The following is a 23,681-nucleotide window of genomic DNA, read 5'->3' on the forward strand; positions in this document are numbered from 1 at the left end:
GGGAAAGACATGGCACTGGAAGACGCAAAAAATCAGGTTGATGAGGCATTTACCAATCCTGATCTCAAGGGGTTGTCCTACGAGAACACCTTTGGCGGCGCGACTTCATTCCTGCGTCGCCTCTACACCAAGGACCTAAAAGGCGTGGATATCGCCGTCACAGGTGTGCCCTTTGATCAGGCGGTGACGAACCGACCCGGCACCCGACTTGGCCCCCGCGCGATCCGTGAGGCCAGCGCGCTGCAATCGCCGGATGCGCCCTATGGCTGGCCGTTCGATGCGCTCAGCGAGCTGGCGATCGTGGATTATGGCGACATGGCCTATGATTACGCCAATATCCCGGCCTTTCCCGACACACTGACCGACCACATCCGCACCATTCTGGCCGCTGATGTGTCTTCGGTCACGTTAGGCGGTGATCACTATATCAGCTTCCCGATCCTCAAGGCCTATGCCGAGAAACACGGGCCGATGTCTCTGCTGCAATTCGATGCGCATACCGACACTTGGGCCGATGACGACATGTCCCGCGTGGATCACGGGACGATGTTCTACAAGGCGGTGAAATCCGGCATCGTGGACCCGAAACGCTCGGTTCAGGTTGGTATCCGCACGACCAACGAGGATACTCTGGGCGTCAACATCATCGACGCGCGCGAAGTCTACGAATCCGGCCCCGCCGCAGTGGCGAAAAAAATCAAAGGTATTTTGGGCGACAGCCCGGTCTATCTGAGCTTTGACATCGACGGCCTGGACCCGGCCTTTGCCCCCGGCACCGGCACGCCCGTTTGGGGCGGACTGAGTTCCATTCAGGCGCAGATCATCCTGCGCGACATTGCCGGGATTAACATCAAAGGCGGGGACGTGGTCGAAGTGTCGCCGCCCTACGACACGTCAGGTGCCACGGCCATTGCAGGTGCTCATGTGGCGACTCAGATCATTTGCCTGCTGGGGTGGAACAAGCTGGTGCAGGATTAACCTTTGGTTAGCCATCTTTCCGGTATCTGATTAACCAAAAGCCGGACGGGAGAAATACGGGCATGACAGACTTTAACCAACCGATCAGCGGCAATGATCTGGCGCGGTTTTCTGGGCCGAATACATTCATGCGGTTGCCGCAGGCTGACTCGCTGGCCGGGTTGGATGTGGCCGTGCTGGGCATCCCGATGGATATCGGCACCTCTTGGAGGTCAGGTACACGGTTCGGGCCGAAACAGATCCGCAGCGAAAGCGCGATGATCCGGCCTTATAACATGGCCAATTCCGCAGCTCCGTTCGATAGCTTACAGATTGCGGATATCGGCGATCTGGCGATCAATACCTTTTCGCTGGCCGAAAGCCTGAAGATCATCAAGGAAAGCTATGTTTCCATTCTCGATCAGGCGGTTATCCCGGTTGCGATGGGAGGTGATCATTCGATCACGTTGCCGATCCTGCGCGCCATTGCCGCCAAGCACGGACCGGTGGCGCTGGTCCACGTGGATGCCCATGCCGATGTAAATGATGAGATGTTTGGTGAGCGTGAGACCCACGGCACCGTCTTCCGGCGGGCTTATGAGGAAGGGCTCATTGTTCCGGACAAGACATTCCAGATTGGCATTCGCGGTTCTGGTTACGCCGCCAGTGACTTCACCGAAGCCAGGGACTGGGGTTTTCGCCAATTCCCGGCGTGGGAGCTGTGGCAACAAAACCTTACGGAGATAGGCTCGCAAATCCGTAAAACGATTGGAGATCATCCGGTCTACATCACCTATGACATTGACAGCCTGGACCCAGCATATGCCCCCGGCACCGGAACACCGGAAATTGGTGGGCTGACCACGCCGCAAGCCCTGCAGCTGATCCATGCGCTGGCAGGCGTGAACGTGGTCGGATGCGATCTGGTCGAAGTGTCCCCACCTTATGATCCCAGCGGCAACACGGCGCTGACCGCAGCAAACCTGTTGTTTGAACTGCTGTGCATATTGCCAGGCGTGACGTCACGGTAAAAGAGTTCGCACCTTGTCTGCCAAAGCGATCCGAATATGGTCGGCGAAAGGGCTGGTCCGGGGATGAAAAAAATGGTGCTGTGGCTGATTGTTGTTCTGGTAATTTTGCTTGGAGCATACATTCGTTTTGCACCATCAGACCCGGCAAAATGGCATGTGGCACCGATAGGTGATCAGGACCGTGATCTTGATGGAGGTGTCGTCCGTGTGGTCGAAACGGGGCCGGATGGCCTGCTGCGGCTGGATGCGTTCGCACGCGTTTCAGACCGAACATCAGTTCTGGCCGGGTCTGTTGATGAAGGTATGATTACCTACATCACGCGTACGAAAGTGATCGGCTTTCCGGACTACACGACAGTGCAACAGGACGGAGACACGCTTCGCATCTATGCTCGTCTCAGGTTTGGCCGGTCAGATTTTGGGGTAAACCGCGCTCGTGTTGATGAGTGGCTTGCTCTGTTGCAGCCCTGAGGACAAGCACCCCTCCTGAACCTCGCGCCACATCGGTACGTTCAGAGACATCTGGCATTGGGCCATGAACATGCGGCCGTCGACCTGCAGGCAGATCATCTCGCCCAGTTCGACGCGGGTTCCCGATTTGTCGGTGCAATAGCAGTCCTGAACCTTGCCGCCGGGGCCGACCACATCGGCTAGGGCGGGTGTTACGATCAGTGTAAAAACAAATATCAACCGTTTCATGTGCATTAGCCTAGCATAGTGAGGGGCCTTGACCAAAGGGCCGGATTGATAGACACCGCCGTGATGATCCCCGAAGAACGACTTGAACAGATAACCCAGCGATTCCAGTACCTCGAAGCGGCCATGGCAGATGGTGCCTCGGGTGGGGATATTGCGGCCTTGGCCAAAGAATATTCCGACCTCAAACCGGTTGTGGATCAGATCATGGCGTGGCGTCAGCTGGTCGCCGATCTGGCCGAGGCCGAGGCGATGCTGGCCGACCCGGACATGAAAGAACTAGCGGAAGAAGAAATTCCCGCGTTGAAGACCCATATTCCCGAAGCCGAGCACGCCTTGCAGCTTGCGCTGTTGCCGCGTGATGCGGCGGATGCGCGTCCGGCGATGCTGGAGATTCGTCCCGGAACCGGCGGAGATGAGGCCGCATTGTTCGCCGGGGACCTTCTTCGAATGTACCAGCGATATTCCGAGGCGCGCGGTTGGAAGTTTGAGATTATCGAAGAACAGGCTTCGGATTTGGGCGGGATCAAAGAGGTCGTGGCCCACATCAAGGGCGAGAACGTGTTTGCCCGGATGAAGTACGAATCCGGTGTGCACCGGGTACAGCGCGTGCCGGAAACCGAAAGCGGTGGGCGCATTCATACTTCGGCTGCAACGGTCGCGGTTTTGCCCGAGGCCGAGGACGTGGATATCCAGATCGACGCCAATGATATCCGTATCGACACCATGCGCAGTTCAGGCGCGGGGGGGCAGCACGTGAACACCACAGACTCGGCGGTGCGGATCACTCACCTGCCAACCGGGATCGTGGTGACAAGCTCGGAGAAATCGCAGCACCGCAACCGCGAGATTGCGATGCAAGTGCTTAAAACCCGGCTGTATGATCAGGAGCGTCAGCGGATCGACAGTGAACGGTCTGCGGACCGGGCCAGTCAGGTGGGATCGGGGGATCGGTCCGAGCGGATCAGAACCTACAATTTCCCGCAAGGCCGCATGACAGACCACCGCATCAACCTGACACTTTATAAGCTGGATCAGGTGATGCAGGGCGATCTGGACGAGGTGATCGACGCGCTAACTGCCGACGATCAGGCGCGGCTGCTGGCCGATATGGCGCAATGATCGCCGCACTGACAGCAGCACAAGCGATGGTCTCGGCCACGGCGCGACTGCGGGCGGCGGGTGTGGCCGACCCGGCGCGAGACGCCCGGGTTTTGTTGGCCCACGCGGCACGGATCGAAGCCAGCCGGGTCACTCTGATCGCACCCGAAGAGCTGTCTCCAGAGATTGCAGAGCGTTATGATCAGCTGATTTCGTTGCGTGCGGTGCGTGTGCCGGTGTCGCATCTGTTGGGTGAGCGCGAGTTTTATGGCCGACGGTTCCGTGTCAGTCGCGATGTGCTGGACCCACGGCCGGAAACCGAAGCGCTGATCGAAGCCGCGCTCAGCGAACCGTTCGATCATGTTCTGGATCTGGGGGTCGGATCAGGTTGTATCCTGATCACGTTGCTGGCCGAACGGGCCAGCGCTTCGGGTGTTGGCGCGGACCTGAGCGAGGCCGCCTGTCTACAGGCCAGCGCAAATGCAGTGCAGCATCAGGTACAGAGCCGGGTGGAAATTCTGCAATCGGACTGGTTTCAGAATATTGACGGCCAGTTTGATCTGATCGTTTCGAACCCCCCCTACATTTCACTGCAAGAAATGGCCGACCTTTCGCCAGAAGTGCGCGTGCATGAACCGCGCATGGCGCTGACGGACGAAGGGGACGGGCTGGGTGCCTATCGCCGCATCGCCGCGGGTGCGCCGGACTTTCTATTGCCCGGCGGTCGTCTGCTGGTGGAAATCGGGCCAACGCAGGGGCAAAGCGTCGCGGCTTTGTTCGAGTCGGCGGGTTTGACAGCCACAAGGATCATTCCCGATCTGGACGGCCGCGATCGCGTCGTTTTTGCCAAAATGCCGCTTTAATGCGGCAACCTGAGGCCGAAATACGCCGATTAATGTAAAAAAGCTGCGATTTTTGGGACAACCCCCTTGTCTGTACGCACAGGACGTGTTTACTCAACACCAGTCGGAGGGCTGACGCTGGTTCAGCGGGCCCCGGACGCCAAGCCCAAAATAGTCGACATCGCGTCACAGCTAAGCTTTTGAGCAGTGCAGGATGCGAGATGATCGACAGCGAATGACAAGGCTGACGTAAAGTAAATGAGATCTTCCAAATCCCGCTCTCGGGTCAAGAATAACCGCAACCGTCCTTCTGGGGGCAATGTCGTCAACCGGGTTTTTGACAGCTCGGGTCCCGAAGGCAAGGTGCGCGGTACGCCCCAGCAGATTATCGACAAATACAATCAGTTGACGCGCGACGCCCAACTGTCCAATGACCGTGTGGCCGCCGAGAACTTTCAGCAGCACGCAGAACACTATCTGCGCCTGTTGAGTGAGGCACAGCGCGAAATGGAAGCGCGCCGCGAAGAGCAAGATCGCCAGAACCGTGAGCGTCAGGCCGAGCGGGATCGCGAACGCGCCGAGCGCCAGGAGCGCGAAGCTGCTGCCCGTCAGTCGGACCCGGCCGAAGCGCCGCAACCGGACGTGATGGATTTCACACCCGAGGCAGCCACCCCGGAATCCGGTTTGGTCGAGACCCCGGAAAGCAAGGATCCCGCTGCGGCCGCCGAAGCACCGGCGAAAAAAGAAAAAGCACCGCGTCGCCCGCGGACGCGTAAGCCAAAGCCCGCGCCAGAGGGGGCAGAGGACGCACCGACAAGCAACGGTGATGCACCGGAAGCGGCTGAGTAATTTCTGCCATAGAGTTCAAAAAGCCCCGGAGTTCACTCCGGGGCTTTTTCTTTGCGCATTAGCTTTTTTGAACTTCCCGGGCCAGCGCACAGAACGCTTCGAGCGGGACTTGTTCGGCGCGCTCTGTGGGTTGGATACCAGCCGCGAGCAGGCGGTCCTCGATATCCGGCGCCACGCCTTTTAGCGATGCGCGCAGCATCTTGCGGCGCTGGTTGAAGGCTGCGGCCACGACGCGCGACAGAACCCGGGCATCCGCCGGATAACGCGGTTCGGGCAGGGCCGTCAGATGCACAACAGCGCTTGAGACCTTTGGCGGAGGCGTAAAAGCCCCGGGCGGCAGGGACATGGCGATGCGCGCCTCGGCCCGCCATTGGGCAAGGATCGCAAGGCGGCCATAGGCTTTGCCCCCGGGTTGGGCAACGATGCGTTCGGCGACTTCGCGTTGGAACATCAGCGTCAGGCTTTGCCAGAACGGCGGCCATTCGGGTGGGGTCAGCCAGCGCACCAGTAATTCGGTGCCAACGTTATACGGCAGGTTTGCGGCAATGCGGATAGGTGGGGTCAGATGCGCCAGCGGGTCGATTTCCAGTGCGTCGCCGTTGATGACCTCAAGACGACCCGGGTAAGCAGCAGCGATGTCGTTCAGGGCAGCGATACAGCGGGTGTCCTTTTCGACCGCAACGACCTTGCGCGCACCTTCGGACAACAGACCGCGGGTCAGACCACCGGGGCCGGGCCCGATTTCCAGCACGTCGCATTCCGTCAGATCCCCTGCCTGCCGCGCGATCTTGGCTGTCAGGTTGAGGTCCAGTAGAAAGTTCTGCCCCAGCGATTTACGCGCCGAGAGCTGATGCGTCGCGATAACCTCGCGCAGAGGGGGAAGGGTGTCGATTGAACTCATGATCCGATTACCGTGGCGCGTGTCCGGGGGGGAACGCCAGTGATTTTTTGCCTCCGGCGGGGATATTTTCAGCCAGGTGAAGGATCAAGCGCTTTGTGCCATCCGTTGGGCCAGTTTCAGTGCCTCGATCAGGCTGGTCGGGTTTGCTATGCCCTGTCCGGCGATATCCAATGCGGTGCCGTGATCGGGCGAGGTGCGAATGAAGGGCAGGCCGAGGGTCACGTTCACGCCACGGTCGAAGTCGAGTGTCTTGATCGGGATCAGTGCCTGATCGTGATACATGGCGATTGCGGCGTCATATCGGGCGCGGGCGGCGGCGTGGAACATCGTGTCCGCCGGGTGTGGGCCGGTAACCGTGCAGGTATCGCCCGGCAAATCAGATATCAGAGGGGCGATCCAGTCCAGTTCTTCATGCCCCATTTTACCGCCTTCGCCCGCATGCGGGTTGAGGCCTGCAATGGCGATGTGGGGATGGGGGATACCAAACTGTCTGCGCAGGCCTTCAGCGGTAATGGCGATGGTTTCGCGCAGCAGATCGGGGGTAAGCTCGGACGGGACGCGCGACAGCGGGATGTGGATCGTTGCGGGCACCACGCGAAGCTGATCGCTGGCGAGCATCATAACGACACGCTTGCGCCCGGCCAGAGCGGCGAGAAATTCGGTATGGCCGGGATAGGCGAACCCGGCCCCGTCGATCAGGGCTTTTTTGTGGATCGGTGCAGTGCACAGCGCCGACGCCGCGCCGGATTGCACCAGAGAAACACCGGTTTCGATGGCGTCAATCACACTGGGCGCATTGGACGGATCTGGTTGGCCTGCTGTGTTTGTGGCGGGAAAGCTCAATTGCAGAACAGGCAGGGCATTCGCGCAGATATCAATGGCCTGTGCCGGATCGCTGATCCGCTGCGTGGGCGTGCCTGCCGGCAGATGCGCCGCATCGCCGATATAGAAAAACGGGCAGCTCGCGCGCAGTTTTGACCATGCTTTGGCGGCGATTTCGGGGCCTATTCCAGCAGGATCGCCACAGCTAAGCGCGATGGGCGCGGTCATTGCTCGATAATCGTCGCGTCGGCGCGGAGCTGTTCAACCAGACTTTCGGCAAAGGCCTGCAGGCGCTGTTGCGTGAGGGCGTTGGCCACATCCACACGCGTCGTGTCTTCGCCCCGGTCCAATGTGCGTGTGCACAGCATCAGGAACTTCAGAGTCTGGCCATTGTTCCCCGTCAGCGTCGTGGAAACTTCGTTCAGGTCCAGCTTGGACAGCTCAAGCGCTACGTCGCGGGGGATCTCGGAGGGGCTGGCTTCAACACGTTGCAGCACTGCGGCAGGTTGATCCTTGGCGATGCCATAGAGGTCGTCGCAGGTATCGATCTGTTCGCGCAGCTGGGCAGCGCTGGCCAGAGTTTCGGCACTGCGACCGCCGGCCATGTTGTAAATCGCGTAGTCGATCTTGGAGTATCGCGGCGCGCTGGTGCTGACTTCGCGCAATCCGCGCAGCTGGAACAGGGCGATGGCATTGGGCAACGACAAAGGCTGCGTGATGTCGCCTGATTTGAGACCCAGAATCACAGGTTGCAGGGCAGGGGGCAAGTCGGTTAGGTTCAGCCATTCCAAACGCCCGCCGTCATCGCGTGTGCCAGCAGCTGAATACTGCGTGGCAGCAGAAGAAAACGCATCGAAACCTTCAACCTGAGCAATCTCTTCGGCCAGCAATTCGGCCTGTGCAAGGGTCTGCGGAGTGACCGGAATGATTATCTCCGACAACAGAACCTGAAGCCCGCCGCTCCCGGCCTGTCCTAAAGCCCGGTTGATCTCGTCGTCGCTCGGCCTGGCTTGGGACAGAAAGCGCGAACTGACGTAATCGCGCCACGAAAGCTGATCAGCGACGAAATCCCGTACGGTTTCGGGGGAAACGCCGGCTTCGCCCAGCAATTGCAGGAATTCATCGGTCGAAAGGCGACCACGGGCTGCAAATTCATCAATGCCCACCTGAATGTCTTCTGGTGCAACCTCGATTCCTGCGTCGCGCATGGCCTGCTTGCGCAGTCGTTCGTCGATCAACGCGTCGCGGACTTCGTCCTCGGTTGCGCCAGGGGCACCCAGAACGGTCAGGAATTGCTGGCGTTGCTGAAGTTCGTACCAGGTGACAATGTCCTGATTCACCTTGATCGCAGGTGAAAACAGGCTCTGAGCCTGGCTGTGACCAGTGGACAGGGCCAGCAAAGCAGCAGCCAGTGCCGGTGCAACCGGCTTTAACCAACCGGAACGGACTATTCGCGAGAAACGTGAAATCAACTGCATCTTCTCTTGTACTGTTGGCCGCCACCCTCAACGGAGTAACCTGTCAGGGCAACGGTAAACCCGAATTCTGTCGAAGGCTCAATACTTGATGATGAGGTAAATCGTCTGCTGACGGTCATGTTAACCTTTACACACTCATTCTGGTACGTAATGCCCAGCCCATAGCGGATCGGTTCGGATTCGCTGAGGTCATAACGCGCATAAGCCTGTGTCAGCCAGTTTTGGTCAACAAGGTAACGCCCATTCATCCAAATTTCTGATATCTCGTCATTCGCATTTTCTGCCGGATCCTTTTCCTGCCACACATAGCTGCCGGTTAGGCCGACATTTGGCTTGTTCCAGCCTGCGCGTACCTCGGCCTTGGCAAAGCTGAAATCACCATTCAACAGGCCACGACCCGCCAAGGACCAGCCATTTGCGGTTTGCAACTGACCGGCCAGCAACACGTCGGAGGCGGTGCCCTGAAGGCCCGATGTCAGGTTGAAGTTGGGGTCAGCGGTCGAGCGGAAGACCTGTCCGACAGTGGCAAGCGCGCGCCAGCCATTTGCGGCATAACGCGCCCAATTGACCCCGAACACAGCCGTCGCGCCATCTTCGCGACGATCCGGGGCCGGAAAGCGGGACAGGGACAACAGGTTCCCCTGGTCGAATTCCTGAAACGTGCTTTCGTCATTGGGAACGTCCTGATCTGTCACGTTCGTCCAACCGACTTGCGCGATGGGTTCAAGCACCTGCGTGGCGCCTGACTTTTCCCGCCGGGTCATCGGGTAACGCAAGGTGAGTGCAGCGCGGGGGGCCGCGCGGGTCACCTGGTCAGGAAACTGGCTGTCATCTCGGATGTCAAAGATATCCACCGATGTCCCGAACCGGGCATCAGCCCTGAGGCCCGATGCGAAAATCCAGCTGCGCATCCAATCCGCATCGAATGTGGCGCGCGCGACATCGCGGCCAACGATGTCCTGATCGCTGGTGCGTGTGTGATTGTGGGCCACAAAGCCCAAGCGTACTTCGCCGCCGACAGAGGTTGGGAAGTAACGTTTCTGGAAATACAGGTCGAAGATCCGAGATGGGATCACTTCCTCATTTTCACTGTCTCGCAGGGATTTGTAATGGATGAAACTGGTGCGGAAGGCGGTATCGCGTTTGATCCGCTCAAGCGCGATTTCGCTGCGCAACCGGTCAAAATCAGGCAGACCATAGTCGGCGAGATACGCGTTATCCGAGGTCGTCTTCACATCAAACAAAAGGCGGAAGTCGTTGTTCAGGAAGAAATAACCGTTGGCAAATAGATAGCCCCGATCCTCATTTTCTTGCAGGTCGTCGCGGGTGAAAGCACCGTTCAGCTCAATCCGGCCGCGTTTGAATGCCTGGCGATAGCGATAGCCCAGTGTTCTAGTTTTCCCCGAGATATAGGGGGTCAGCGTCAGGTCCCTGTGGTCGCCAAGCTTAAAGAAATACGGCACCTGCACGCCGGTTCCCAACTGCGATGTGGTGCGAATCGACGGAACAAGAAAGCCCGTCGCGCGGTCCAGTGTCGGGTCGGGCAGGCGCAGATAGGGGAAGTAGAAAACCGGGAAATCCAGTATTCGGAACTGTGCCCCTTCGAAATACAATTGGCGTTCCAACTGGTCATGCGTGACCTTGCGGGCGCGGATTTGCCACAGCGGCGGTTTACCATTGGCGCAGACATGGCAGGACGTGGCCGAGACTTTGCTGAACTGTGTATAACGCCCCCCCGCGCGCGCAGCCTGGACCGAGGCGATCTGAACCTGCTGATCGAACACCATGCGGGCTCCGATCAACAGACCGTTCATGATTCCGTCATCCAGTTCGGCGGAATCCGCCAGCAACGTGGTTGCGCCGCCCTGATCAATGCGCACCGGGCCTTCCAGCGACAGATTGCCGGTTTCGCGGTCATAGGTGATGCGCTTGGCAGTGACCTTGATGTCGCCCTGAAAGGCTTCAACATTCCCTTCGGCCACCAGATTGCGTTCGGGCGTGATAAAGATCCGGTCAGCCACCAGCAGGGCAGGCTGATCCTCTTGCGTGGTACCCTGTGCAGCGTTGGCAGCGGGTTGAGATTGCGCGAATGCGCCCGCTGGCATGGTCAGTGCGACCGCACCGGACAGCAACAAACTGGCAATAAGCCGCATCAGCCGTCCTCCGCATGCAGCAAAAGGCCGAGGGACAGAAGAATGGCTGCAAAGGGCGGGGCCCAGGCCGCGACTAAGATAGGCAATTGACCGTTTTCCCCCAGAATTTGGGCAAAGTTGCGAATAAAGTAGATGCCAAAGCCCAGCAGGACGGCGGTCAGAACCGCGATACCGGTGCCGCCAAATCGCACGTGGCGCATGGTGAAGGCCGCGCCGATCAGAACCATCGACATAAGAAACAAGGGGCGGGCAAGTTGGACCTGCAACCAGACCTCATATTGCTTGGTCGAAAACCCGGCTTCGCGCAGGTCACGGATCAGTTCCGGCAGGTCATAGACCGATACGGAATCTTGATCGCCTAGCGTGTCCAGAATCCGTTGCCGTGTCAGCGATGTGGGAACCTCAAGCCGCGCGTGTTCAGTGGCGTGGGTTTCTGGATTCACACCGCCTTCCAGCGCCCAGATCTTGGCATTGGTCAGAACCCACGTACCGTTCTCCAAATCGGCTTGGTCGGCCACGATCTGCTGGGTCGGTGTGCCGTCCGGGGCGAAGGTAATGATCGTCACCTGATTAAGGGTGAACTTGTCGCCGTTGGATGTATCCTGGGCGTGAATCACGGATTGGCCATTGGCCGATCCCTGCCGCAACCAAAGACCATCTGCGCTGATCGACAGCGTTGATCCGCCGTTGTTTTTGTAAGATTCGGCAAGCTGTTTGTACTCTTCCGACGTGGCGGCTGCGATGGGGTTCAGCATGCCCACTGCCAGTGCACCTATGATCAGGGCGATCACCACTGGGGCCAACAGGGCGCGGATGCCTGAACGGCCAGTGGCGCGGGTCACGACCAGTTCCGAGCTGCGGGCAAGACCGATAAACAACGCGATCGTGGACAGGATGACCAGCAGCGGCAGCATTTCGCTGATTGCGGCAGGCGTATTCAGCAACGTCAACTGCAACAGCTGACCAAAGGACAGGTTCGCATCGTCAAAGCGGCGCACCTGTTCGATCAGGTCGATCAGAATCATCAGCGTCAGGAAAATGCTGCCGATGACCAGGAAACTCTGAATGAATCGGCGGGCGAAGTAGCGGTCGAGGATCACGAAGGAACTCCTGCCGAAGAGACGCGCAAACAGCCCGTGGTCGGGTGCAGACCAGAATCACCGCTGCACGCAATTGTGCGCGACGGCCTATGCCTGCTCTGTCTTGCCAAAACCTTCTCCCCCGAGCCTGTCGGATTTTTTCCGGGACTGTAATCCAAATGCGGGCCGGGGAAAACTGCTATCTGGTCAAGCCGCGCGGCGCGGGCTAGGTCTTGGGGAACTGATTTTGAGGAGTTCGCAATGAGCAGTCTTGTACCGATCCGTTTCCAGGACCCCGACATGGATGCGATGGCGCAGGCCGAAGGGCGCGTGGCCATTATCATCCCGTCCGACGGCAAAATGAACCCTGCCGCCCGCCGCGCCAACCGTCTGACCCGCGGGGCTGTGACACGGCTGGTCGAAAGCGAGCGGTTCGAAAAAGTGAAAACCGGTGACGTGATCTCGATGGCGTGGCCATCCGGCATGGCAGCCGAGGCGCTGGACGTTCTGGTTCTGCCGCGCCGTCCCGAACCCGCCGAGGCCCGCAAGGCCGGTGCCGCGCTGGCCAAGCTGGCGGGCAGCAAGGACCTGCTGGTGATGTCGGGCAATCAGGTTAAGGCCGAGGATCTGGCCATGGGCATCGCGCTGCGCAGCTATGATTTTGATGCGCACAAGACCAAGGAATCGGATGAAGCTGGTTCGGTCATCATAACCCACCAGAAGGCGGATGAGATCGAGGCTGCGTTTGCACCGCTCTACGCGGTCGCCGACGGTGTCCGTATGACCCGCGATTTGACCAACGAGCCTGCCAATATCCTGACCACCACGGAATTCGCCGACCGTCTGGACGAGATGAAGGCACTGGGGCTTGAGGTCGAAGTGCTGGAAGAAGACAAGCTGGCCGAGCTGGGCATGCGTACGCTGCTAAGCGTCGGGCAGGGGTCGGACAGCCCTTCGAAGGTTGTGGTGATGCAATGGAATGGCGGCGACAAAGATGACGCGCCGCTGGCATTGGTCGGTAAGGGTGTGGTGTTCGACACCGGTGGTATTTCGCTGAAACCTGCGGGTGGCATGGAAGACATGACCATGGACATGGGCGGCGCTGGCGTAGTGGCCGGTACCATGCGCGCGCTGGCCAAACGCAACGCCAAGGCCAACGTTGTCGGACTGGTTGGTCTAGTAGAGAACATGCCTTCGGGCAACGCTACCCGTCCGGGCGATGTGGTCAAATCCATGAAGGGTGACACGGTCGAGATCATCAACACCGATGCCGAGGGCCGTTTGGTTCTGTGCGACGTGATGTGGTACGCGCAAGAGCGGTTCAAGCCTGTGGGAATGGTCGATCTGGCCACCCTAACCGGAGCGGTCATCATCGGCCTCGGGCATGAAAACGCGGGCGTATTTTCGAACAACGACACGTTCTGCAATGCCTTCCTGAAGGCGGCGGGGGCCGAGGATGAAGGCGCATGGCGCATGCCGTTGGGCGAAGCCTATGACAAGCAACTGAAGTCGCGCATTGCCGATATGAAGAACGTGGGCGGACGCCCTGCGGGTTCGATCACTGCGGCGCAGTTCCTGCAGCGGTTCGTCAAGGAAGACATGCCGTGGATTCACCTGGATATCGCCGGTGTGGCTTCGGTCTCTGCCGAGACATCCTACGCCCCGAAGGGCGCAACCGGCTGGGGCGTACGCGCGTTGAGCCGTTTCGTTCAGGACAATTTCGAGTAAGCCGATGGGGGCCGTCTATTTCTATCACCTGACCCGCCAACCGTTGGAGCATACCTTGCCGGTGCTGCTGGACAAGGCGCGGCAGGCCGGGTGGAAGATTGCCGTGCGAGGCAGCGATCCCGCGCGGATGGACTGGCTGGACGAAAAGCTGTGGCAGGGGCCCGAAGAAGGGTTCCTGCCACATGGCCGCGCAGGCGGTCCGCACGATGCCGCGCAGCCGATCTTGCTGACGACCGAGGCGCAGGCTGCCAATGACCCGTCTTGTGTCATGGCGGTAGATGGCGCGGCGGTCGACCCCGATGAGATCAAGAAACTGGACCGCGTATGTATCCTGTTCGATGGCAATGACGCAGAGGCCGTTCAACACGCGCGCGGACAGTGGAAGGCTTTGACCGGTGCGGGATGTTCCGCCCAATACTGGTCCGAAGAATCCGGGCGCTGGGAAAAGAAAGCTGAGGCTTAGAGCCGGAGCCGCTTTCCGGAAGGCGTGGTGGTCATCGCGCAAAGATGTGCGATCAGAAATGCCTCAATGACCGGATTGAAGCCCAAATTGCCGGATGCTGTACACAGCAAAAATAACTGCTTTCAATTGTTAAGGCCTAAGTTTGAGGAGCCAAATGTCCAACAAACCTCAGTCTCTCTTGCGCCAACCGCTAATTTTGCCCTGCGGCGTAACTCTTAAAAACCGAATTGCTAAATCGGCGATGTCTGACTCGCTTGGTGATGGCAGAGGCAATCCAAGTGATGATCAAATCAAGCTCTACGAGCGTTGGGCAACTGGCGGCCTCGCCCTGTCGATCATCGGCGAAGTGCAAGGCACACCTCATTTCGCAGAGAAGCCCGGCAATTTGGTTTTGAACGATCAATCCGATTTCGCAATCCTAAGAAAACTTGCACAGGCAGGGGCAACCAACGACGCTCATTTGTGGCCGCAACTTGGACATGCGGGGGCGATGGCGGATGCTCCGATCAGCTCGCCGAAAGGTCCGAGTCGCCTTGATTTGCCCGGTCTGAAATGCGGCGCGCTGTCCTTGGATGAAATCCACGCGCTGCCGGCCGAATTTGCACGCACGGCAGACCTTGCCAAGCAGCTTGGGTTCGGTGGCGTTGAGTTGCATGCGGCCCATGGATTCTTGCTCAACCAGTTTCTGTCTCCGCTATTCAACAAACGCGAAGATGCCTATGGCGGTTCTTCGCAAAACCGGATGAGACTGCTGCTGGAAGTGATCAGCGCCGTGCGCGATGCCGTTGGCCCGGATTTCCCTGTGGGCATCAAGTTGAACGCGACAGATCAACTTGAAGGCGGCTTCGCTGAAGATGAATCCCTTGAGGTCATTGCGGCATTAGACAAAACATCGATTGATCTGATCGATGTCAGCGGTGGCACATATTTTCCGGGTGCTGCGTCATCATCGGATCGTGCGGGTTCCGGCGCCTATTTCCTGGATTTTGCTGCGCGTGCGCGGGCGAAAACAAGTATCCCCCTTATGGTGACGGGCGGTTTCAAGACGCTTGCACAGGCCAAAAGCGCCATTGCGGAAGGCAAAGCCGATCTCGTTGGATTGGCCCGCGCATTGGTCGTTGATCCAGAATTGCCGTCATTTTGGCTTTCCGATCAACGCGACGAGCCGCAATTCCCGCGTTTCAAAAACCCTCCGGAAGGCGGTGTGACTGCATGGTACACGATGCAAGTCACGCGGATCGCCAGGGGTGAGGGTGCGCTTGAACCAGATGATCTAGACGAAGCAATAGCGGCATACGAGGCCAGGGATGAGATTCGACGAGAGATTTGGAATTCTCATTTCGGCTGAACTTCACGAGCAACCTCAAGCCGACATTGGTGCAGCCGCAGTGATTTGCAGCATTGGTTCGTATAGCCACTCAAAACCTTGAAATGAAAGCGCATTTACTGGAATCTGCGTGGATACCCGTATGGTTGCGGCAGAAACGCCATGCGCTGCGTTTGGCTTTATGCCGCTTTTTTGCAGCGAGGTTTGCATAAGCCCAATCCCTTGCTGCACGGGAATTGATCGCCTGGACCCTTGCCCTACCTGTTCTCTGCATTAGGGTGCGCCACGTTGCGAGCAGAAGGATTTTGAGATGAAAAAGAACCCATTGGGGCGCACTGGTATTGAAGTGACGGATCTGTGCCTTGGAACCATGACGTTTGGCGCGCAGACCTCTGAGGCCGATGCACATACCCAGATCGATATGGCGCTGGAGGCGGGGATCAATTTCGTTGACGCTGCTGAAATGTACCCGGTGAACCCGGTCTTGAAAGAGACCGTGGGGCGGACCGAGGAAATCCTGGGCAACTGGAACGCGGTGAACCCCGCGCGGCGGGCAGAGTATATTCTGGCGACCAAACATTCCGGCGCAGGTTTCGCCCATGCCCGCGACGGGGCACCGATTTCTGCTCAAACGATCCCCGAAGCGATCGAGGGGTCTCTGCGTCGTTTGCAGACAGATTGCATCGATCTGTATCAGTTTCACTGGCCCAATCGCGGCAGTTACATGTTTCGACAGAATTGGGACTATGCGCCGTCCGGTCACAACACCGATGAGGTGTTGGCGAATATGCAGGAGTGTCTTGAAGCCCTGCAACAGCAAGTCGACAAGGGCAATATCCGCGCATTCGGCCTGTCGAATGAAAGCGCATGGGGCACCGCGCAATGGCTGCGGCTGGCCGAACAGTTGGGCGCGCCACGGGTTGCTTCGGTCCAGAATGAGTATTCTCTGCTGTGCCGCCACTTCGACACCGATATGGCCGAGCTAAGCGTGCACGAAGATGTCGGCCTGATGGCGTTTTCTCCGTTGGCGGCAGGGTTTCTGACGGGCAAATATCAGGGCGGAGCGGTGCCTAAGGGCTCGCGCATGGATCTTGTTCCGACCATGGGTGGGCGAAAGTACGAGCGTGTGTTTGGGGCCGTCGATGCCTATCTGGAGATAGCGCAGCGGCATGGCCTGGATCCGGTGCATATGGCGCTGGCATGGTGCCGGACACGCCCGTTCATGATGTCTGCTATTTTTGGCGCGACCACAATTTCGCAGCTGGCCCATATTCTGGGGGGCACGGAGGTGGTGTTGGCGGATGATGTCCTGGCGGATATCAGTGCCGCGCATCGCGCGCATCCGATGCCGTTCTAAGGGGGCTCTGCATCCGCCGCGCTTTGCGCGACTCCCCCGGGAAATTTTTAGCCAGATGAAGCGGATCCGGTCAGTGATGTGTGGGCTGGATCCGGTCCTGACGGAGGTCTCTGGCCGACAGGCCGTGCGCGGTGCGGAAAGCACGGGCAAAGCTGGATTGTGAGGCAAAGCCTGTGGCGAGTGCCACGTCCATCAGTGGCATATCCGTGTCGGTGACCAGACGCCGGGCTTCGGCCAGGCGCAGTTGCAGATAGTGATCCTGGGGCGTCGTGTTCAGGCGCAGGCGGAACTGCTGTTGCAGGGTACGCGGGCTGGTGCCCAAGGTGTCGGCGATGTCGGTCAGGGGAAGCGGGTCCTCTAGAGACCTTTCCATGAGCGAATTCGCCTTTGCCGTCAGAGCAGTATGGCGATGCGGCGCGCCTGTACGGCTTTGTGGCTTGGACGGCTCGGGTGCGCCCTCGTATAGGAACAGGCCGGACACGCGGGCGGCAAAACCTGCGCCGTGACGGGCGGCGATGATGTGCAGCATCATCTCAACCGCTGGGATTGCGCCACCAGAGGTCAGGCGGTTGTCGGAAATAGTGAACCGGTCGGGGCGCACATCAACGTCGGGGAAGCGGGTCGCGAAATTGTCCAGATCCTCCCAGTGCGTTGTGGCGGAGTGGCCGTTCAGCAGGCCGGCTTCGGCCAGTAGCCAGGGGCCGCCGTCGATGCCGGCCATGGTGGCCCCGGTGCCAGCGATACGGCGCAATCCGGCGAGCAGGCTGGGTGTGGCGTGACGGACCAGCTGGAATCCCGCGATGACGATCATCAGGTCGCAGCCCTGCAACCGAGCCAGCGGTGTGCCTGGAACATTCAGGGCGCTGGTCAGCATCGCCGGTTCCGCTGTGGCCGTCACATAATCCCAGTCAAAGGCCGGGCGGTCCGCCAGACGGTTGGCGGCGCGCATGGGATCAACGGCCGAGGCAAAGCTGAGCGTGTTGCATTCGTCCAGAACCAGCACGGCCGTTTTCAGGGCGCGATGTTCGGGCTGCAATATGTTTTTTGCGGATTTCATCAAGTTCGATTCGCATTCTGGCAAGTTGTTTCCATAAAGCTGCGCCAGAGTCGGGGATGAACGCAAATCGGAATCCGGGGAGAAGCCTGAGGATAACTTAGGTCAAAACCGGGTATAAGTTGGGGAAAACACCATGCCACTGGAAATGAACCGCGAAGTCTTCATCACCTGCGCTGTCACCGGCTCGGGCGGAACACAGGATCGCAGCCCGCATGTGCCGCGTTCGCCAAAGCAAATCGCCGAAAGTGCGATCGCCGCGGCCAAGGCCGGCGCGGCCATTGTTCACTGCCATGTGCGTGATCCGGAAACCGGTGCACCCAGCCGTCGTTTGGACCTGTACCGCGAGGTGACTGATCGCATTCGTGAAGCCGAGGTCGACGTTGTGCTGAACCTCACCGCCGGGATGGGCGGTGACATGATCTTTGGCCCGACGGAAGCTCCGCTGCCGTTGAACGAGGACGGCACCGACATGATCGGCGCGGCGGCTCGGGTGGAGCATGTGGCCGAGTGTCTTCCCGAAATCTGTACTCTGGATTGCGGCACCATGAATTTTGCCGAGGCCGACTATGTCATGACTAACACGCCGGGCATGCTGCAGGCGATGGGCCGGATGATGACGCATCTGGGCGTGAAGCCCGAGATCGAAGCCTTTGACACCGGTCACTTGTGGTACGCAAAGCAGCTGGTGAAGGACGGCGTTCTGGACAGCCCGGCACTGGTTCAACTGTGCATGGGCGTGCCGTGGGGCGCGCCGGATGATCTGAATACCTTCATGGCTATGGTGAACAACGTGCCTGATGACTGGACATTCAGCGCATTTGCGCTGGGACGGAACCAGATGGCATACGCGTCAGCTTCGGTGCTGGCGGGCGGTAATGTGCGCGTTGGGCTTGAAGACAACCTGTGGCTGGATAAGGGCGTTCTGGCCGAAAACTGGCAGTTGGTTGAGCGGGCGAACACCATCGTCTCAAACATGGGTGCGCGGGTGATCGGCGCGCAGGAAGTGCGTGAGAAGTTGGGGCTGGTCAAACGAGCGCCTAAGTGAGTCGTGTTTTGGTTTCAGGTCTCTTTGTGACCGTGGCAGCTTGCTCGACATCTACAATTCAAGAGGCAGATGTCGAGTTTGATGGCGCTCACGCCCTGAACGAGACTTGCGAGAACATTGCAGGTGACTATCGCGCAGACCGAAACGCAAACCCCCAACTTTGCGTCGGCTATGATGAGAATGGCTGGCTCATAGATGGTGCAGAAATCAAACTGCCAGACAATTGGTGAAACTAATGACAAAAATAGCAGCTATCATCGGTGGTGGTGTCATCGGCGGCGGGTGGGCCGCGCGGTTCTTGCTTAACGGTTGGGATGTCCGTGTGTTCGATCCGGACCCGGAGGCCGAGCGCAAGATTGGTGAGGTACTCGACAACGCGCGCCGGTCTCTGCCGGGGTTGAGTGATGTGCTTTTGCCGTCTGAGGGGGCACTTACCTTTCACGATGATCTGGCGGACGCCGTGCAAGGCGCCACCTGGATTCAGGAAAGCGTGCCCGAACGGTTGGATCTGAAGCTGAAGGTTTACAAAAGCTTGCAACAGGCCTGCGATCCGGAGGCGATCATCGGGTCGTCAACCAGCGGGTTCAAACCGTCCGAGCTGCAGGAAGGAGCGCTGCGCCCAGAACAGATTGTTGTGACGCACCCGTTCAACCCGGTGTATCTGCTGCCGCTGATCGAATTGGTGCCGACCGACAAGAACCCGCCCGAAATGGTCGACCGCGCGAAGGACCTGTTGAAATCGGTGGGCTTCTTCCCTCTGCATGTCAAAAAAGAGATCGACGCGCATATTGCTGACCGGTTCCTCGAAGCCGTCTGGCGCGAGGCGCTGTGGCTGGTCAAAGACGGTATCGCGACAACCGAAGAAATCGACGATGCAATTCGCATGGGCTTTGGCATTCGCTGGGCACAGATGGGTCTGTTCGAAACCTATCGTGTAGCCGGTGGTGAGGCGGGGATGAGGCACTTCATGGCGCAGTTCGGCCCGGCGTTGCAATGGCCTTGGACCAAGCTGATGGATGTGCCCGAATTCACTGATGAGCTGGTCGACATGATCGCGGATCAGTCTGACGCGCAATCGGGCATGCACTCGATCCGCGAACTAGAGCGCATCCGCGACAATAACCTCGTTGGTATGATGCGGGCGCTCAAGGCGCAGAACTATGGGGCCGGTGCTGTTCTGAACCAGCATGACGCGGCGCTGAAACCGGGCGCACTTCCGACGATGGATCAGGCCGATCTGAGCCAGCCAATTCTGACCTTGTCGCGCGCAGTGCCGTTGGACTGGACCGACTATAACGGTCACATGAACGAGGCGCGTTACCTTGAGGCCTTCGCCGCGGCGACCGACCGGTTCATGGAGATCATGGGGTGTGATGCGGATTACATCGCCTCGGGCGGCAGTTACTTCACCGCAGAAAACCATATCCGTTATATCGACGAAGTCCACGCAGGTGCAAAGATCGAAGTGCGCACGCAGATGCTATTGGGGCAGGGCAAGAAGCTGCACGTGTTCCATTCCATGTATGAAGGCGACAAGCTTTTGGCCACAGGCGAAAGCTTCCTGCTGCATGTCAGTCTGGAAACCCGTCGCCCGAGCGCACCTTCTGTCGAAATCGAAGCGGCTATGGCCCGGATCGCTGAAGCTCAGGCAAGCTTGCCTTATCCGGAAGGTGCGGGTGCGGCGATCCGCAAACCGGCATGAGTGGGCGTGTTCTGATCACGGCTGGCGCGTCGGGCGTTGGCCGCGCCATGGCCGAGGCCTTTGATACAGCCGGTGCGCAGGTTTGGGTGGCTGATGTTGACCCGAATGCCCTGTCTGATTGTCCGGCCCATTGGCAGCGGTCCGAGGCGAATGTCGCGGATGAGGATGCCGTGGCCACCTTGTTCAATGACATCGAGGCGGAATGGGGTGGTTTGGATACCCTGTGCGCAAACGCAGGAATCGCGGGACCAACCGCTTTGGTCGAAGACGTTGCATTGGACGATTGGCGCATGTGCCTGGCAGTGAATCTGGAGGGTGCGTTTCTGTCCGCCAAATACGCGGCTCCAATCCTGAAACGACAAGGCAGCGGCGCGGTGGTCATAACGTCTTCGACTGCGGGACAATATGGTTATCCCAATCGTGCGCCCTATGCGGCGGCGAAATGGGGGATGATCGGGCTGGCCAAAACTCTGGCGATGGAGCTTGGTGCACACGGAGTGCGGTGCAATGTCATTTGCCCTGGCTCGGTTGAGGGTCCGCGGATGGAAGGCGTCCTGCAGCGCGAGGCCGATGCCAAGGGCATGACACGCGATCAGGTCTATGAGGGTTATGCCTCGGGCACTTCAATGGGTCGCTTCGTCGAAGGGCACGACATCGCCAATATGGCCGTGTTCCTTGCATCAGATGCGGCGCGGTTGGTGTCGGGGCAGGTGATTGCGGTCGATGGGCACACCGTCAACCCCGACCCCAAGGTTTAAGCCTGATTGGGTCCGCGAATCTGGCGGATGCTCTGGCGAACTGCCTGCCAGTCGCGGGCTTGCTGCATGTTCCCGGCGTCTTTGCATTCGCGCATCTTCTGCGCGGCCTCGGCCTCGGCCTGATCTCCGTGGGCGGAATAAAGCGCCCGTGCGTATTGAGCGGTTTTTAGTGCGTCCATTCCTATGGTCCTCCGTCTGTGATCGGATCGCTCGAAAGTTCGCGCCAAGTGACGATATCACACCTTGGTCGCTTCTGCATCTATCGGACTGCGATCAGGCGGATATTGCTGATCGCAGCTGCCTGAGGTGTTCGGGGAAATCCCGCGCCGTCACATCCGCTTCGCGCACCAACGTATCGAAATGACGGGAAAAAACCTCGATTCTGTCGCGGTCCCGAAAGGCCATATAGTGACTGCCCGCGTAGAACACACACAGCAGCGGGCCGAAAATGGTGACAGGCGCGGAGTAGAGGCGTTTAGCGTCAAACAGATAGATGCGCATGCGGGGATAAAGCTGGTCGCTCAGCTCTAACAGGTGGTCGATCTGGTCCATCCGGATTTTTGGACACAGGCCTTCGTAGTAGCCGGTCGCGCGGGCAAAACTGTCGATCTCATACAGTGGCATGGCGATTTCATAGTCGGATTGCGCGCTGCGCATCCAAGTCAGCCTGTCTGCCGACGCGCCGATGGCCTGATCTGCTGTGCGTCCCAAATGCGGGGCGTATTCCCATTCCAGCACGGTGCGGGTTTTCAACATGTCAGGCAGGGTGGCTGGAACATAGCGTACTTTGTAGCCAGCGGCCTCCTTGTGCCATTCGAAAATACGCTCATCGACCAATGCGCGCGGCGCTTTTGTCATACTTAGAGAGCTTGCCAAAAGCTCGGCCGCGCTTTCGGGCCGATCCGAAAGGCTCAGCAACCAATCCGCAGAAACCCCAAGCGCCGATGCGCAACTGCCCACAACATGCGCGTTCGGCAGGCGGGCGCCTTCGCCGGTCAAAAGCTGGGATACGGTTGACCGGTCCACACCAATGTTTCGGGCCAGTGCACTTTGCGTGACGTGCTGCTCTTCCATGGCGCGCGCAAGGCGTAGTCGAAACTGCGCAGCTCGGTCTCGTTTGTCGATCTTATCCTGCATATGATGATAAATATCACATATGATGAGTTTTGTTAATCATATTCAGAATTTTCAATCCTGCCTGTGGTCCGTAATTCTTAAAGCATAACAATAATATGGGTGACGGAATGGAAACGCGACGAAGATCGGTCGTGAAGGCTGTAGTGTGGAACGCGATGGGCCTGGTCATGATGACGCTGGTGGGTCTTATCGCGACAGGCTCTGCTGCAGTTGGCGGGACGTTGGCGATTGTGAACACGGGCATCGGCCTGACGATGTACGTGATCTACGAGCGCGTCTGGGCAGGCATCACATGGGGCCGAAATGTCTGAGCGGCCAGGTCCCGAGTGGGGCACCTTTGCCCTTATAATCGCATGCTACGCAGCTTGGCTTGCTGTGATCTTTATGTTCCCGGTTTGGCTGGCCATTCCCGCAATGGGATTGGTCGCGGCGTTGCACTCATCGCTGACACATGAGGCGCTGCATGGACATCCTTTTCGCACCCGTTGGTTGAACGAGGCACTGTTGGCGCTGCCGTTGACTTTGTTCATCCCATATAACCGGTTCCGCGATCTGCATCTGGCGCATCACAGGGATTCGACCCTGACTGATCCGTATGACGACCCTGAGTCGAACTATCTGGACCCGAAGGTTTGGAATACGCTCAAAGGCTGGCAAAAGCGACTGCTGAGAGCGAATAACACGCTGCTTGGACGCATGGTGCTGGGCCCGGCGATTGGTCAATTCACCTTCATTCGGGATGAGCTGCGCGGCGCAAAACGCGGAGACAAAGACATATTACTGGCCTGGGGGCTGCACCTGATCGGAGCCGCTGTGGTTTTGTGGATAGTCGCGCAATCGCCAATGCCGCTGTGGGCCTTTGTTCTGTCAGCTTACATTGGGTTGGGTTTGGTCAAAATCCGAACGTTTCTTGAACACAGAGCGCATGAAGACTCGGGAGCCCGTACCGTCATAGTCGAAGATCGCGGACTATTGGCTTTCTTGTTTCTAAACAACAACCTGCACGTCGTACATCACATGAATCCCGGTGCGCCGTGGTACCGATTGCCCGCTCTGTATCGGGCTGGAAGAGATCGGTATCAGTCAACGAACGAGGCCTATGTCTATCGGTCCTATGGTCAGATCTTCCGCTCGTACCTTTGGCGCGCGAAGGACCCCGTGGCGCATCCGCTCTGGCCAAAGGGTTGATTTGACGACA

Annotated in this window: 26 protein-coding genes; 16 read left to right on the forward strand and 10 right to left on the reverse strand. The window is 58.8% G+C overall.

Annotated features, from left to right (window positions below; translation table 11 throughout):
- The first annotated feature begins 9 nt into the window (after window positions 1-9).
- The 3 genes from speB (AC2FJC_RS03390) (at window position 10) to AC2FJC_RS03400 (ending at window position 2,459) form a co-directional block, all read left to right on the forward strand.
- Window positions 10-978: an agmatinase gene (gene speB, locus AC2FJC_RS03390; protein ID WP_282118253.1), complete on the forward strand. Its 969-nt coding sequence runs from the start codon at window positions 10-12 to the stop codon at window positions 976-978.
- Between the two features lie 62 nt (window positions 979-1,040).
- Window positions 1,041-1,988: an agmatinase gene (gene speB, locus AC2FJC_RS03395; protein WP_496738414.1), complete on the forward strand. Its 948-nt coding sequence runs from the start codon at window positions 1,041-1,043 to the stop codon at window positions 1,986-1,988.
- Window positions 1,989-2,051: 63 nt separating this feature from the next.
- A complete protein-coding gene (locus tag AC2FJC_RS03400) occupies window positions 2,052-2,459 on the forward strand; it encodes a DUF1499 domain-containing protein (RefSeq protein ID WP_058278155.1) in 408 nt (135 codons plus the stop codon).
- Here AC2FJC_RS03400 and AC2FJC_RS03405 read toward each other — a convergent pair.
- Complete coding sequence (locus AC2FJC_RS03405) at window positions 2,400-2,687, reverse strand: hypothetical protein (RefSeq protein WP_282168161.1); 288 nt, start codon at window positions 2,685-2,687, stop codon at window positions 2,400-2,402. The two genes, AC2FJC_RS03400 and AC2FJC_RS03405, sit on opposite strands and share 60 nt — an antisense overlap.
- 63 nt (window positions 2,688-2,750) lie before the next feature.
- Between AC2FJC_RS03405 and prfA the strand changes: the two genes are divergently transcribed.
- The 3 genes from prfA to AC2FJC_RS03420 all read left to right on the forward strand — a co-directional run bounded on the left by prfA (window position 2,751) and on the right by AC2FJC_RS03420 (window position 5,476).
- Window positions 2,751-3,806 (forward strand): peptide chain release factor 1, encoded by a 1,056-nt coding sequence (prfA, locus tag AC2FJC_RS03410; RefSeq protein WP_496733591.1) that lies wholly within the window; start codon window positions 2,751-2,753, stop codon window positions 3,804-3,806.
- The gene (gene prmC, locus AC2FJC_RS03415) at window positions 3,803-4,648 is read left to right on the forward strand and encodes a peptide chain release factor N(5)-glutamine methyltransferase (protein ID WP_496738415.1); all 846 of its coding nucleotides are present in this window, start codon (window positions 3,803-3,805) and stop codon (window positions 4,646-4,648) included. The genes prfA and prmC overlap by 4 nt, the downstream gene beginning before the upstream one ends.
- 237 nt (window positions 4,649-4,885) lie before the next feature.
- Window positions 4,886-5,476, forward strand: a complete 591-nt coding sequence (locus AC2FJC_RS03420) for a DUF4167 domain-containing protein (RefSeq protein ID WP_496738416.1) — start codon at window positions 4,886-4,888, stop codon at window positions 5,474-5,476.
- A gap of 58 nt (window positions 5,477-5,534) precedes the next feature.
- Here AC2FJC_RS03420 and rsmA read toward each other — a convergent pair whose 3' ends face one another.
- The 5 genes from rsmA to lptG form a co-directional block, all read right to left on the reverse strand.
- Window positions 5,535-6,377, reverse strand: coding sequence for a 16S rRNA (adenine(1518)-N(6)/adenine(1519)-N(6))-dimethyltransferase RsmA (gene rsmA, locus AC2FJC_RS03425; protein ID WP_113790091.1), 843 nt, complete (start codon window positions 6,375-6,377; stop codon window positions 5,535-5,537).
- 84 nt (window positions 6,378-6,461) lie between these two features.
- Entirely contained in the window at window positions 6,462-7,427 is a 966-nt protein-coding gene (gene pdxA, locus AC2FJC_RS03430; protein ID WP_496738418.1) for a 4-hydroxythreonine-4-phosphate dehydrogenase PdxA, read from the reverse strand.
- Window positions 7,424-8,677: a peptidylprolyl isomerase gene (locus tag AC2FJC_RS03435; RefSeq protein WP_496738419.1), complete on the reverse strand. Its 1,254-nt coding sequence runs from the start codon at window positions 8,675-8,677 to the stop codon at window positions 7,424-7,426. The genes pdxA and AC2FJC_RS03435 overlap by 4 nt, the downstream gene beginning before the upstream one ends.
- Window positions 8,668-10,830 carry an LPS-assembly protein LptD gene (locus AC2FJC_RS03440; RefSeq protein WP_496738420.1) on the reverse strand — a complete coding sequence of 721 codons (2,163 nt, stop codon included), beginning with the start codon at window positions 10,828-10,830 and terminating at the stop codon, window positions 8,668-8,670. Before AC2FJC_RS03440 ends, AC2FJC_RS03435 begins: the two co-directional genes overlap by 10 nt.
- Window positions 10,830-11,930: an LPS export ABC transporter permease LptG gene (gene lptG / locus AC2FJC_RS03445; protein ID WP_496738421.1), complete on the reverse strand. Its 1,101-nt coding sequence runs from the start codon at window positions 11,928-11,930 to the stop codon at window positions 10,830-10,832. Before lptG ends, AC2FJC_RS03440 begins: the two co-directional genes overlap by 1 nt.
- Before the next feature lie 240 nt (window positions 11,931-12,170).
- On the opposite strand from lptG, the gene AC2FJC_RS03450 reads away from it, so the two are divergent.
- From AC2FJC_RS03450 to AC2FJC_RS03460, 3 genes are all read left to right on the forward strand, one after another.
- The gene (locus AC2FJC_RS03450; RefSeq protein WP_496738422.1) at window positions 12,171-13,637 is read left to right on the forward strand and encodes a leucyl aminopeptidase; all 1,467 of its coding nucleotides are present in this window, start codon (window positions 12,171-12,173) and stop codon (window positions 13,635-13,637) included.
- A gap of 4 nt (window positions 13,638-13,641) precedes the next feature.
- On the forward strand, window positions 13,642-14,100 hold the full coding sequence (locus AC2FJC_RS03455; RefSeq protein ID WP_282118261.1) for a DNA polymerase III subunit chi: 459 nt from the start codon (window positions 13,642-13,644) through the stop codon (window positions 14,098-14,100).
- A gap of 154 nt (window positions 14,101-14,254) precedes the next feature.
- Complete coding sequence (locus AC2FJC_RS03460; protein ID WP_496738423.1) at window positions 14,255-15,448, forward strand: NADH:flavin oxidoreductase/NADH oxidase family protein; 1,194 nt, start codon at window positions 14,255-14,257, stop codon at window positions 15,446-15,448.
- A gap of 15 nt (window positions 15,449-15,463) precedes the next feature.
- Here AC2FJC_RS03460 and AC2FJC_RS03465 read toward each other — a convergent pair whose 3' ends face one another.
- Window positions 15,464-15,637, reverse strand: coding sequence for a hypothetical protein (locus tag AC2FJC_RS03465; protein ID WP_496733520.1), 174 nt, complete (start codon window positions 15,635-15,637; stop codon window positions 15,464-15,466).
- Window positions 15,638-15,737: 100 nt separating this feature from the next.
- Between AC2FJC_RS03465 and AC2FJC_RS03470 the strand changes: the two genes are divergently transcribed.
- Window positions 15,738-16,784, forward strand: a complete 1,047-nt coding sequence (locus AC2FJC_RS03470) for an aldo/keto reductase (RefSeq protein WP_496738424.1) — start codon at window positions 15,738-15,740, stop codon at window positions 16,782-16,784.
- A gap of 70 nt (window positions 16,785-16,854) precedes the next feature.
- Here AC2FJC_RS03470 and AC2FJC_RS03475 read toward each other — a convergent pair whose 3' ends face one another.
- Entirely contained in the window at window positions 16,855-17,841 is a 987-nt protein-coding gene (locus AC2FJC_RS03475) for a GlxA family transcriptional regulator (RefSeq protein WP_496738425.1), read from the reverse strand.
- 133 nt (window positions 17,842-17,974) lie between these two features.
- On the opposite strand from AC2FJC_RS03475, the gene bcoG reads away from it, so the two are divergent.
- From bcoG to AC2FJC_RS03495, 4 genes are read left to right on the forward strand one after another with little or no spacing between them, the layout of a single operon-like run.
- Window positions 17,975-18,886 carry a 3-dehydrocarnitine:acetyl-CoA trimethylamine transferase BcoG gene (bcoG, locus tag AC2FJC_RS03480; RefSeq protein ID WP_496738426.1) on the forward strand — a complete coding sequence of 304 codons (912 nt, stop codon included), beginning with the start codon at window positions 17,975-17,977 and terminating at the stop codon, window positions 18,884-18,886.
- Window positions 18,883-19,116, forward strand: coding sequence for a hypothetical protein (locus AC2FJC_RS03485; protein ID WP_496738427.1), 234 nt, complete (start codon window positions 18,883-18,885; stop codon window positions 19,114-19,116). Before bcoG ends, AC2FJC_RS03485 begins: the two co-directional genes overlap by 4 nt.
- 5 nt (window positions 19,117-19,121) lie before the next feature.
- Window positions 19,122-20,588: a carnitine 3-dehydrogenase gene (locus tag AC2FJC_RS03490; protein ID WP_496738428.1), complete on the forward strand. Its 1,467-nt coding sequence runs from the start codon at window positions 19,122-19,124 to the stop codon at window positions 20,586-20,588.
- Window positions 20,585-21,346: an SDR family oxidoreductase gene (locus AC2FJC_RS03495; protein ID WP_496738429.1), complete on the forward strand. Its 762-nt coding sequence runs from the start codon at window positions 20,585-20,587 to the stop codon at window positions 21,344-21,346. The genes AC2FJC_RS03490 and AC2FJC_RS03495 overlap by 4 nt, the downstream gene beginning before the upstream one ends.
- On the opposite strand, the gene AC2FJC_RS03500 is transcribed toward AC2FJC_RS03495, so the two are convergent.
- Complete coding sequence (locus AC2FJC_RS03500) at window positions 21,343-21,525, reverse strand: hypothetical protein (protein ID WP_496738430.1); 183 nt, start codon at window positions 21,523-21,525, stop codon at window positions 21,343-21,345. The two genes, AC2FJC_RS03495 and AC2FJC_RS03500, sit on opposite strands and share 4 nt — an antisense overlap.
- Window positions 21,526-21,619: 94 nt before the next feature.
- Entirely contained in the window at window positions 21,620-22,483 is an 864-nt protein-coding gene (locus tag AC2FJC_RS03505; RefSeq protein ID WP_496738431.1) for a helix-turn-helix domain-containing protein, read from the reverse strand.
- A gap of 107 nt (window positions 22,484-22,590) precedes the next feature.
- Here AC2FJC_RS03505 and AC2FJC_RS03510 point away from each other — a divergent pair, with 107 nt between their 5' ends.
- Complete coding sequence (locus AC2FJC_RS03510; protein WP_058278218.1) at window positions 22,591-22,794, forward strand: DUF2061 domain-containing protein; 204 nt, start codon at window positions 22,591-22,593, stop codon at window positions 22,792-22,794.
- A complete protein-coding gene (locus AC2FJC_RS03515) occupies window positions 22,787-23,671 on the forward strand; it encodes a fatty acid desaturase (protein ID WP_496738432.1) in 885 nt (294 codons plus the stop codon). Before AC2FJC_RS03510 ends, AC2FJC_RS03515 begins: the two co-directional genes overlap by 8 nt.
- Window positions 23,672-23,681: the final 10 nt, after the last annotated feature.

This window comes from Ruegeria sp. CDSB117 (genome assembly GCF_059611005.1).

Excerpts from the sequence above, each read along its gene's own strand:
- speB (WP_282118253.1), top strand. The coding sequence starts at position 10 with ATGGCACTGGAAGACGCAAAAAATCAGGTTGATGAGGCATTTACCAAT.
- speB (WP_496738414.1), top strand. The coding sequence starts at position 1,041 with ATGACAGACTTTAACCAACCGATCAGCGGCAATGATCTGGCGCGGTTT.
- AC2FJC_RS03400 (WP_058278155.1), top strand. The coding sequence starts at position 2,052 with ATGAAAAAAATGGTGCTGTGGCTGATTGTTGTTCTGGTAATTTTGCTT.
- AC2FJC_RS03405 (WP_282168161.1), bottom strand. The coding sequence starts at position 2,687 with ATGAAACGGTTGATATTTGTTTTTACACTGATCGTAACACCCGCCCTA.
- prfA (WP_496733591.1), top strand. The coding sequence starts at position 2,751 with ATGATCCCCGAAGAACGACTTGAACAGATAACCCAGCGATTCCAGTAC.
- prmC (WP_496738415.1), top strand. The coding sequence starts at position 3,803 with ATGATCGCCGCACTGACAGCAGCACAAGCGATGGTCTCGGCCACGGCG.
- AC2FJC_RS03420 (WP_496738416.1), top strand. The coding sequence starts at position 4,886 with ATGAGATCTTCCAAATCCCGCTCTCGGGTCAAGAATAACCGCAACCGT.
- rsmA (WP_113790091.1), bottom strand. The coding sequence starts at position 6,377 with ATGAGTTCAATCGACACCCTTCCCCCTCTGCGCGAGGTTATCGCGACG.
- pdxA (WP_496738418.1), bottom strand. The coding sequence starts at position 7,427 with ATGACCGCGCCCATCGCGCTTAGCTGTGGCGATCCTGCTGGAATAGGC.
- AC2FJC_RS03435 (WP_496738419.1), bottom strand. The coding sequence starts at position 8,677 with ATGCAGTTGATTTCACGTTTCTCGCGAATAGTCCGTTCCGGTTGGTTA.
- AC2FJC_RS03440 (WP_496738420.1), bottom strand. The coding sequence starts at position 10,830 with ATGCGGCTTATTGCCAGTTTGTTGCTGTCCGGTGCGGTCGCACTGACC.
- AC2FJC_RS03450 (WP_496738422.1), top strand. The coding sequence starts at position 12,171 with ATGAGCAGTCTTGTACCGATCCGTTTCCAGGACCCCGACATGGATGCG.
- AC2FJC_RS03455 (WP_282118261.1), top strand. The coding sequence starts at position 13,642 with ATGGGGGCCGTCTATTTCTATCACCTGACCCGCCAACCGTTGGAGCAT.
- AC2FJC_RS03460 (WP_496738423.1), top strand. The coding sequence starts at position 14,255 with ATGTCCAACAAACCTCAGTCTCTCTTGCGCCAACCGCTAATTTTGCCC.
- AC2FJC_RS03465 (WP_496733520.1), bottom strand. The coding sequence starts at position 15,637 with ATGCAAACCTCGCTGCAAAAAAGCGGCATAAAGCCAAACGCAGCGCAT.
- AC2FJC_RS03470 (WP_496738424.1), top strand. The coding sequence starts at position 15,738 with ATGAAAAAGAACCCATTGGGGCGCACTGGTATTGAAGTGACGGATCTG.
- AC2FJC_RS03475 (WP_496738425.1), bottom strand. The coding sequence starts at position 17,841 with ATGAAATCCGCAAAAAACATATTGCAGCCCGAACATCGCGCCCTGAAA.
- bcoG (WP_496738426.1), top strand. The coding sequence starts at position 17,975 with ATGCCACTGGAAATGAACCGCGAAGTCTTCATCACCTGCGCTGTCACC.
- AC2FJC_RS03490 (WP_496738428.1), top strand. The coding sequence starts at position 19,122 with ATGACAAAAATAGCAGCTATCATCGGTGGTGGTGTCATCGGCGGCGGG.
- AC2FJC_RS03495 (WP_496738429.1), top strand. The coding sequence starts at position 20,585 with ATGAGTGGGCGTGTTCTGATCACGGCTGGCGCGTCGGGCGTTGGCCGC.
- AC2FJC_RS03500 (WP_496738430.1), bottom strand. The coding sequence starts at position 21,525 with ATGGACGCACTAAAAACCGCTCAATACGCACGGGCGCTTTATTCCGCC.
- AC2FJC_RS03505 (WP_496738431.1), bottom strand. The coding sequence starts at position 22,483 with ATGCAGGATAAGATCGACAAACGAGACCGAGCTGCGCAGTTTCGACTA.
- AC2FJC_RS03510 (WP_058278218.1), top strand. The coding sequence starts at position 22,591 with ATGGAAACGCGACGAAGATCGGTCGTGAAGGCTGTAGTGTGGAACGCG.
- AC2FJC_RS03515 (WP_496738432.1), top strand. The coding sequence starts at position 22,787 with ATGTCTGAGCGGCCAGGTCCCGAGTGGGGCACCTTTGCCCTTATAATC.